We start from the raw sequence: 7496 nt of genomic DNA, 5'->3' as shown, positions 1-7496 counted from the left end.
GATTTTTTAATCTTACTGAACTCAGGTTAGTTGTTAGTGCCGAAATAATCTCCATGACTATCTTTGTGAACTTCTTATAGTGCATGGATAAATTTGAATGATAATTCCTGCCAATAGTAACACAGATTGCAATAGGTGTGGCAAATGATAGTGTATGAAAGTAAGCGCAATGACGCTGGAGAATAGGGCAGGGCAAACAAGTTGCCCTTGGAGTTTTTGTTGAGCTCGGATAAGCCTTGAATTATCCGAGGCTCAGGTTACCTAGATTTCTTTCGGTTTTTCGATGTAGTAGCCTTGTACACCATCCAAACAAAGCGTTTCGACGATGTGTTTCTCTTCTTGGCTCTCGATACCTTCGGCAAATACGTTGACACCGATACGGTGTGCAAGGTCAACCATCAAGCGCATAAAGTATTGATTATTCTTGTCTTCTTCAAGGCCACGAGTATAGCTTGCATCCATTTTGATATAGTCAGGCTTTAGGTCTCTAAAGAACTTAAACGATGTTAAGCCCACACCAAAGCGCTCAACGGTGATACGAGCGCCAGCACGATGCACCATATCAATAAAACGCTTACTGGCTTTAATATTTTGCTGTAAGCCAAACTCGCTAACTTCAAATACCAATTTAGAGGCTAGATTGGTTTCTTTTAACAAACGACGCTCTAACCAGATCACAAATTGATCGTTATGAGCGCTCGATGCGGTAACGTTGATCCCAAAATACTTTTCGTTAAAGTTACGCGTTTTAATAAGTTCTAGCGAGGTGTCTATGATCAACTGATCAATCTCAATGGCCATTTCTAGCTTTTCAGCCATGGCAAGGAATGAGGCCGTTGGTAGCATTTGCCCCTCTTCGGTTTTGAAGCGGGATTGGATCTCTGCATAGGCCTTAGAATTTTTACCAATTGGCATGATATTTTGCATCATCAAACTAACACGCTTGCTGCTGATCACATCGCGGATCACGCGACGCCAGTTTTGGTTGCCAAATCCAGCACTGACATTATTCACTAAGTCAGACTCACGTTGAATATGCCAAGCATTGGCTTGTTTGCTCTGCGCCATACTCATCGCATTATCAACAACTGAGAGTAGCTCTCCAAGTGGTTTACCATTCTCATAAGGCACAATCCCAGTGTTTGCAACCGATGATAGTTCTTGGTTTTGCTGGAACTGAGTGAAGCGCGCTTGTAGAGTTTCACCAAACTCTTCCGCTTCTTTACTTGGCACGTTGGGTAAGATCACCGCAAAATCCGAGCTATTTAAACGGAACACTTGGCTGCCTGCATAAGTACCGGTGACGTGCTTGATGATATCCGATACTGACTTAATATATTCATCGCCTTTTTGATAGCCACGGGTTTGGTTAATGACTTGCAATTCAGAGCAACGGATCATCGCCAGTGAGCCAAATGCCTTTTTGGCAGACGACTCAATATATTGCTCGTAGTGTTCAACGAACATATTGCGGTTGCCAAGATCGGTGACCACATCTTTATACGCTTCTTGCTTAATAGTGTGGGCGGCATTTTTAATGTCTTCTTGCTTTGACTTTAAAAAGCTGGCTAAGCGTTTAAAAGAGGGGACTAAATCATGCCCAAGTTCTGCTACTTTGCCATCGTTAAAATCAAACTCAATGTTGTCGGTGACTTGGTTTTGTGTGATGTATGAATCTACAGCACTGGCGACGGTCATACTGACGTTACGGTTAAGCTTCTTATAGACGCCTTGCATAAAGAAGACGGGAATAAAAGCGACCAGTGCAGAAATAATAATGAGCAATAGTAGGGCTTGTTGCAGTAGTTGCGCCTGGCTTTGTGCATTGATCAAGAATTCGATTTTGATGTCTTTGCTATCGTTAACAGCAAATTGAGGACGAATAGCATTGATGTTTGATTCAATAATTTCAGCGATAAAAGGAAGATTGCTTGGCGTATTGACTTGTAAAACGGTTTGACCGTCAAAATCTCTTATAATAAAAGTTGAGAAAACATCTCCGCTATTTAGTGCTTGGCGAATGTGTTCTGGGGTCACTTCAGTGATTTTTTTGTCTTTTATATACTCTGTTACCATAGTGTGTGCGCTTTGCTGCGCTTTATTTATTGCAGAGTCAAAACTTGTTGCGAAAAAAAAGCTACCAATCAAGGAGAATAATAGCCAAGAGGTGACTTGGAGTACGATAAGTTTTTTAAAACCAGCCATAGTACGCTTCTTAAAGAGGGTTATTCCATAGTATCGGGTGCATTGCCAAATTCTTTATCAAATTCATCGGTTTGATTTTCGTCTGAGCGATAAATTACAGAGCAGGTTGTTGTTTGAGCAAGTGCAGTGAGAATATTGCTTGTAGAGTAGTGTAAATGCTTGAAAAAGTCTAATGCTTTCGTGGAATTGGCTCCCCCTCCCCGACTCGAACGGGGGACCTGCGGATTAACAGTCCGTCGCTCTAACCAACTGAGCTAAGGGGGAACAATTTTGAAATCTTCTTATTGAGTGGCTCCCCCTCCCCGACTCGAACGGGGGACCTGCGGATTAACAGTCCGTCGCTCTAACCAACTGAGCTAAGGGGGAACTACAATAAGATATTGACTTTCCGATAAAGGAGTGGCTCCCCCTCCCCGACTCGAACGGGGGACCTGCGGATTAACAGTCCGTCGCTCTAACCAACTGAGCTAAGGGGGAATAGTCAAGTGTGAGAATTTGGCTCCCCCTCCCCGACTCGAACGGGGGACCTGCGGATTAACAGTCCGTCGCTCTAACCAACTGAGCTAAGGGGGAAGCGTATCTCTCAACGGGGCGAAATATTAATGACGACATTGCAAGGTGTCAACCACTAAAATCACAGAAACGTAAAAAACTCTACTAAGCGATGAATTAATGCGCTATTTGTTGGCTTTTTAGCTTGTTCAACGCATTTTATCGCGTTAAAACGGCGCATTTTACATTTACTTGTTGTGTGAATGTGGCTCGCGATACCAAGTAAGAGAGTCGAACCAAAGCTAAAACGAATAAAATTAACATATATAATCTTCACTGTGTATTCGTACAGTTGGTTTTTTAGTTTCATGTATTTTTTGAACGTTTTGCTCGAATTGTATCCTTAACAGCTCATTTTATGATGTTTTCTCAAGATCTTTAAATTAGTGCAATTGTCACTTGGATGGGATCATTGAATATAAATAGTGTTGTATTAATAATCTCGACTTAAGTGCAGTGGGGCTAGCAGTAAGTAGTTACTATCAATAAATTGAAAATCAATAACTTAATAAAAAGACCAGTTAAAACAAATGGATATGCTTGGCTGGTTAATTTTGGAATATATGAAGATTTTTACTTCCAGAAGCAAGGTTAGTCTACAGATCTAAATTGATCCAGTTGTTGTTTTAAGAACGATCATACTAAATGCACCGTTGATCAAAATTACTCCAAGCTGAAAACCTTTATTCTACTGGCTTGGAGCGACTTATCCACGGAATCTGTGGATAACATTGTTTATTATTATTTGAGAAGTATTGCAAGACTATGAAAATAGGGCGCTGCGGCCGTTTCAAGTAAAATTCGATAAATATTTAAATCTATTAATATCAATGGGTTATGTTTGGTTGGGTATTTTTGTTTATTTGTTATTCAGTGTGAAGCTTTTATGAACTTTTGGCCAATTTGGTTGTGCAAAAAACATGCTACTTTGCGAGGTGGATTGTAACTTTTTTGTCAAAACTTACTGAATCGTTATTTTTAACACTAAATCTTAATCCTATGACTTAATACCAGCTTTTTATAAGTAACTGTTGCTAATTTAGACTTTATCACGACTCTTGACGTTTCCCGCATAGCGTCAACATCTTGAATAGCATACAATGAGCCGCTTAAAGTATCAGAAATAGGTTGTTATGACTCAAGCTAAGTCAAATTCCAATGGCAACGATATCCTTTTTGGTGATATTGGGGCGACTTTAAAGCGAATGACGATCCCCATGATATTCGGGATGATCACGCTGATGATGTTTAATCTCGTTGATACTTTCTTTATTAGTATGCTAGGCACCGAGCCGCTCGCAGCGATCAGTTTCACTTTCCCTGTTACCTTTACTGTAATTAGCTTGGCCATTGGGCTAGGCATCGGAACATCTGCCGTTATCGCTAAGGCTTTGGGTAGCAATTTGCTTGATGAAGCTAAATTTGATGCCGCAGTGGCTATTATTATCTCTGCGATATTAGTTTCATTACTTTCTATTCTTGGTTTTATTTTTGTCGATGAGATCTTTATTCTCCTCGGTGCAGGTGAAGCGGTTATGCCATTTATCCACGACTATATGTCGGTGTGGTTTATTGGCTCGATTTTATTGATAACACCGATGATTGGTAATTCAGTGTTGCGTGCCAGTGGTGACACCAAAACGCCAAGTTTAGTCATGGGACTCGGAGGATTAGTCAATGCGGTGCTGGACCCGATATTAATCTTCGGATTTGGGCCTATTGATGCAATGGGTGTGAAAGGGGCTGCAGTGGCCAGTGTGTTGTCTTGGAGTCTTGGGGTAACTATCATTTTATATTTGCTGATAGTTAAAAAGCGTCTTATCTCACTGTCTGCAAAATACACCAGCTTCACAAATGCGGCGAAAAAAATTCTCACTATAGGCCTGCCTGCAGCTGGTGCAAATATGCTGACACCTTTAGCAATGGCGGTAATGACAGCACTTATAGCTAGTTATGGACCTGAAGCTGTGGCCGCATTTGGTGTTGGCAGTCGTATTGAGTCGATCGCAAGTCTGGTGGTTTTAGCGCTTTCTATGACCTTGCCGCCATTTGTCAGCCAGAACTTTGGTGCAAAGCACTATCAGCGTGTGTCTGATGCCTATACCCAAACACTTAAATTTGTGCTTGGTTTTCAATTTGCGGTCTACTTATTGCTGGTATTGAGCGCTTACTATATAAGTCATACTTTTGGTAATGAGCCGGCTGTTGTTGAAACCATACAGCTATTTATTTATATCATGCCGTTAGGATACGGTCTTCAAGGCGTGATCATATTAACCAATTCGTCATTTAATGCGTTGCATAAACCGATGAATGCACTCATTCTAAGTGTGATCCGGTTGTTCATATTCTATGTACCTATTGCTTATTTAGGCTCACTGTTGGCTGGATTGCCAGGATTATTTGCTGGCGCTGCTTTGGGAAATTTATTTACTGCAGCCATTGCCTACAATTGGTTTAAGAAAGTCATTAATGAAATTGCAGCAAGTGAGGTTCAAAAGGAGGCATAATGGAAGATAAGTTTCAGCTAGTTTCTGAGTTTCAGCCAAGCGGAGATCAACCAACAGCGATTGCTCAGCTGTGCGATGGCTTAGAATCAGGCCTTGCACATCAAACCTTGCTGGGGGCTACCGGGACGGGTAAAACCTTTACCATGGCTAACATCATTAATAACCTCAACCGTCCGACGATTATTATGGCGCATAACAAAACGCTGGCTGCACAGTTGTACGGCGAAATGAAAGAGTTCTTTCCTCATAATGCGGTTGAGTATTTCGTTTCTTATTACGACTATTACCAACCCGAAGCCTATGTTGTTGCTAGCGACACATTTATTGAGAAAGACGCCTCTATCAACGATCATATAGAGCAAATGCGTCTATCTGCGACCAAGGCCTTGCTTGAGCGCAGAGACACTATCATCGTAGCCTCAGTTTCAGCGATTTATGGCCTTGGCGATCCCGACTCTTACATGAAAATGATGCTGTTACTGAAAGTCGGTGAAACTATCGATCAGCGTGACATGTTAAGACGTTTGGCAGAGCTACAGTATACACGTAATGATATGGATTTTAGCCGTGGTACTTATCGAGTTCGTGGTGAAGTTATTGATATTTTTCCTGCAGAGTCAGAAACCATCGCGGTACGAGTCGAGATGTTTGACGATGAGATAGAGAGGATCAGCCTGTTTGATCCCTTGACGGGTGCCATTGAAAAACATCTCGTTCGCGCGACTATTTATCCAAAAACTCACTATGTGACGCCAAGAGAAAAGATCCTTGATGCCATTGAGCGTATCAAGGTCGAACTCAAAGAGCGCCGCACTCAATTACTGGATAAAAGTCGCTTAGTCGAAGAGCAGCGCATTGCTCAACGTACACAATACGATATTGAAATGATGACAGAGCTTGGCTATTGCTCTGGTATTGAGAATTACAGTCGATATTTATCGGGACGTGCACCAGGCGAGCCACCCCCAACTTTGTTAGATTATTTGCCGGATGACGCGCTTATGATCATCGACGAATCTCACGTTACCGTTTCGCAGGTAGGGGCAATGTACAAAGGTGACCGCAGTCGTAAAGAAAACTTAGTTGAATATGGTTTTAGGTTGCCGTCTGCGCTGGATAATAGGCCACTAAAGTTTGAAGAGTTTGAAGCGATTTCGCCACAGACCATTTATGTTTCGGCGACGCCCGGTGATTATGAATTGAATAAATCAGCGGGTGATGTTGCCGAGCAAGTGATCCGCCCAACTGGGCTATTAGATCCAGAAGTAGAGGTGCGTCCAGTTGCAACTCAAGTTGACGATTTGCTCTCTGAGATCTACAAACGGGTTGAAGTGAATGAGCGTGTGCTGGTTACTACGCTAACAAAACGCATGTCAGAAGATCTGACCGATTATCTTAACGATCATAATGTTAAGGTGCGTTACTTACACTCTGATATCGATACCGTTGAACGTATGGAGATCATTCGAGACCTACGTAAAGGTGTTTTTGATGTACTAGTCGGCATCAACTTGTTACGAGAGGGCTTGGATATGCCTGAGGTTTCATTGGTTGCCATACTTGATGCGGATAAAGAAGGCTTTTTACGTTCTACGCGCTCTCTTATTCAGACAATTGGCCGCGCGGCACGTCACTTAAATGGTAAAGCGATTTTGTACGGCGATAGAGTAACGAACTCGATGCGCCAAGCGATAGATGAAACGCAAAGACGTAGAGAAAAGCAAGAGGCGTATAATGAGGCTAATGGCATTACACCAACGGCGCTCAATAAGAAGATCACGGATGTGATGGACCTCGGTGAGGAAGTGGCTGATGACAAAGTGGTGGATATCGATGCCAAATTTAAACCTGGTATGCCTGCAATGGATGCGAAAGAGATCGCCAAAGAAATAGACCGACTTGAAGCACAAATGATGAAGTTTGCAAAAGAGCTTGAGTTTGAAAAAGCAGCTCAAGCGCGAGATCAAGTTCAGATCTTACAAAAGCGTTTGATTAAAGCTTAGGGCTAAAACGTCGGCTTTAAAGAATAAAAAAGCATGTGGCCATCACATGCTTTTTTATTGGTTGGGTAGGTTGCTTTATACCAATTGAATTAATTCTCTAATCAATTTGAAGGGTGAAATAGCATATTAGCTTCGTTAAAAATTTCTCATTTAGAACAACTAAATAGCAAAATTTTTGCCTTGCCTATATGGATATAGGTACCTTAGCGGTAGCAGGACGCGAGAG

The 7496-nt window shown here is 41.9% G+C and carries 3 protein-coding genes and 4 tRNA genes; 2 read left to right on the top strand and 5 right to left on the bottom strand.

The features are described from left to right. Window positions 1–261: 261 nt before the first annotated feature. The 5 genes from L1D50_RS19665 to L1D50_RS19645 all read right to left on the bottom strand — a co-directional run bounded on the left by L1D50_RS19665 (window position 262) and on the right by L1D50_RS19645 (window position 2778). Window positions 262–2205 carry a GGDEF domain-containing protein gene (locus L1D50_RS19665; protein WP_128726756.1) on the bottom strand — a complete coding sequence of 648 codons (1944 nt, stop codon included), beginning with the start codon at window positions 2203–2205 and terminating at the stop codon, window positions 262–264. A 187-nt stretch (window positions 2206–2392) separates the two neighbouring features. After that, window positions 2393–2469: transfer RNA gene (locus L1D50_RS19660), tRNA-Asn, on the bottom strand. A 25-nt stretch (window positions 2470–2494) separates the two neighbouring features. Further along, window positions 2495–2571 (bottom strand) — tRNA-Asn (locus L1D50_RS19655). Between the two features lie 34 nt (window positions 2572–2605). After that, window positions 2606–2682: transfer RNA gene (locus L1D50_RS19650), tRNA-Asn, on the bottom strand. A gap of 19 nt (window positions 2683–2701) precedes the next feature. Then, window positions 2702–2778: transfer RNA gene (locus L1D50_RS19645), tRNA-Asn, on the bottom strand. Between the two features lie 1112 nt (window positions 2779–3890). Between L1D50_RS19645 and L1D50_RS19640 the strand changes: the two genes are divergently transcribed. Both L1D50_RS19640 and uvrB read left to right on the top strand, forming a co-directional pair. Then, a complete protein-coding gene (locus tag L1D50_RS19640) occupies window positions 3891–5267 on the top strand; it encodes an MATE family efflux transporter (protein WP_128726755.1) in 1377 nt (458 codons plus the stop codon). Beyond that, window positions 5267–7270, top strand: a complete 2004-nt coding sequence (gene uvrB / locus L1D50_RS19635; RefSeq protein ID WP_128726754.1) for an excinuclease ABC subunit UvrB — start codon at window positions 5267–5269, stop codon at window positions 7268–7270. Before L1D50_RS19640 ends, uvrB begins: the two co-directional genes overlap by 1 nt. The last annotated feature ends 226 nt before the right edge of the window (window positions 7271–7496 follow it).

The organism is Pseudoalteromonas sp. Isolate6, assembly GCF_022398435.1.
GTDB lineage: Bacteria > Pseudomonadota > Gammaproteobacteria > Enterobacterales > Alteromonadaceae > Pseudoalteromonas > Pseudoalteromonas galatheae.
Note: the sequence above shows the minus strand (reverse complement) of the source record. Positions and strands in the feature narration are given on the sequence as shown.